The sequence below is a fragment of the Acinetobacter sp. GWC1_38_13 genome, assembly GCF_001767535.1.
Taxonomy (GTDB): domain Bacteria; phylum Pseudomonadota; class Gammaproteobacteria; order Pseudomonadales; family Moraxellaceae; genus Acinetobacter; species Acinetobacter junii.
This window is the reverse complement of the sequence record NZ_MELG01000118.1, coordinates 26,857-28,713: the sequence shown is the minus strand read 5'-3', so window position 1 is coordinate 28,713 and position 1,857 is coordinate 26,857. Positions and strand designations below refer to the sequence as shown.

Here is a 1,857-nt window from a genome sequence, read left to right as displayed (position 1 = left end):
GTCATTCCTGTAATGATTTAATATAGACTTCCAAGCGTGAGTGATTAAATTAATCATTTTAAAGAGCAATAACTGTTTGTCCCACTAGCCAAAAATGTCTGTCCAAGTTAGCACAAAATTTAATGATCATTTAAACAAGAATTTGCAGTATTGATTTACAATTTGAAGTGAATAAAAAAAGTATAAATTGCCGCAGTGGGATGAAATTGAAGCAATATTTTCAGAATATGATGAATAAATTGTGAATCGGTACTAAATTAAGGTATCAGGCAAGGCAAAGCGCTGCCCATCGACCTCATTGCTCCAAACCACTTGTACCAGATATTCCAGATTAACCTGATAGCAAATACCGGTTCCTCGCGACAACAGGCGAAACTGATTGAGCTTAAAGCAGGTTGTTAGGCTCTATTAGATTGTAAATGTCTAATTAGACTTCTTTAATCTAATAAGATCTAATCAGGCCAATTAAGCACCCTCCTTACCGATCAAATGGCTTATTTTATAAATCCATTATTTTGTGTTTTAATAGATATATATAGATATAAGACCCAATATTATGGATTTAAAATTCAAAAAACCTGAAGAGGTTGTTACTTTATTATGTGAAAGGCTTCGCAAAGAACGACTTTATCTAGAAATGACTCAGGCAGACGTCGCTACACGTGCTGGTATTAGTGTGAATACAGTATCTAATCTGGAAGCTGGTCGAAATGTTTCATTTGAAAATTTAGTACGCGTTGCCATGGTATTGGGCCGATTAAAAGAATTAGAGGAACTCTTCAAACCTCATTTAAACAGTGTAAATGACATTCTCCGCTATGAGAGCAATACGGCTCGCCAACGTATCAAAAGGAAATAAGTGCATGCTCAAAAAACTTAATGTTTACTACAATGGATGGGGTGAATATTGGCTTTGGGGTACACTGGTCTCCTCAACCGCAATCACAGGTCGGCCATTAATCGCCTTTGAATACAGTGCAGAAGCGATCAGTAAAGGTTTAGAACTTTCCTCTTACCTACTTCCATTAAAAGGTGACTCATTAAGAACGAACTTTCCTACACATCAAATGGGATTGCCAGGTCCTATATATGATGCCCTACCCGATGGTTGGGGCATGCTTCTTATGGATCGCTTATTTAAAAAAAATGGACTCAATCCAGCACGGATTGGGCCATTAGAACGACTCACGTATATTAATACACATGCAATGGGGGCATTATCCTTTGAACCTTCAGCACCTGAGTTAGCATTAACTGAAAATATTCCACTGATTAAACTCGCTCAAGAAGTTCAGGAAGTTCTCAAAGGAGAAGGTGCAGAATTTTTACAGCATTTATTAATTATGGGTGGATCTCCACAAGGTGCAAGGCCAAAAGCGCTCGTCTACCGTGATCCTGTCACCAACGAATTCTCAACAGTTAGCTCACATCAACATGAAGCATGGCTGATCAAATTTCCCGCTCAGCAAGAGCATCCTGAAGTTTGTGCAATTGAAGCTGTCTATGCAGAATGTTTGCGTCATTGTCATATTGACACCCCTGATACTCAATATTTTACTCTTCCGAATGGATTAACCGCATTTGCATCAAAAAGATTTGACCGCCATGAAGGTATGCGTATCCCTATGCAAAGTTTAGCTGCCTTCACCGGAGCTGATTTTAAATCACCAGGGAGTTTAGACTACAGTAACTTTCTTCGCGCTGCACACTTTTGCACCAATGATGTTCGCGAAAAAGCAATTGCATTCAAGCGAGCTGTTTTCAATGTAGTCTTCAATAATCGAGATGATCATTGCAAAAACTTTTCATTTCTGATGTCCCAAAATGGGCAATGGAAACTCTCCCCTGCCTATGATG

The 1,857-nt window shown here is 38.7% G+C and carries 2 protein-coding genes and 1 pseudogene; 2 read left to right on the top strand and 1 reads right to left on the bottom strand.

The window, feature by feature from the left end; all coding sequences use genetic code 11:
- Window positions 1-255: 255 nt before the first annotated feature.
- Window positions 256-360: pseudogene (locus A2003_RS15095) on the bottom strand (hypothetical protein); the annotation flags it as partial.
- Between the two features lie 196 nt (window positions 361-556).
- On the opposite strand from A2003_RS15095, the gene A2003_RS12925 reads away from it, so the two are divergent.
- Both A2003_RS12925 and A2003_RS12920 read left to right on the top strand, forming a co-directional pair.
- Window positions 557-859 (top strand): helix-turn-helix transcriptional regulator, encoded by a 303-nt coding sequence (locus A2003_RS12925; protein WP_000364388.1) that lies wholly within the window; start codon window positions 557-559, stop codon window positions 857-859.
- A gap of 4 nt (window positions 860-863) precedes the next feature.
- Window positions 864-1,857, top strand: a 994-nt coding sequence (locus A2003_RS12920; RefSeq protein ID WP_286687468.1) for a type II toxin-antitoxin system HipA family toxin, incomplete at its 3' end; no start/stop codon positions are given.

What these genes read in the sequence shown, in the direction of transcription:
- A2003_RS12925 (WP_000364388.1), top strand. Translation starts at nt 557, where the DNA reads ATGGATTTAAAATTCAAAAAACCTGAAGAGGTTGTTACTTTATTATGT.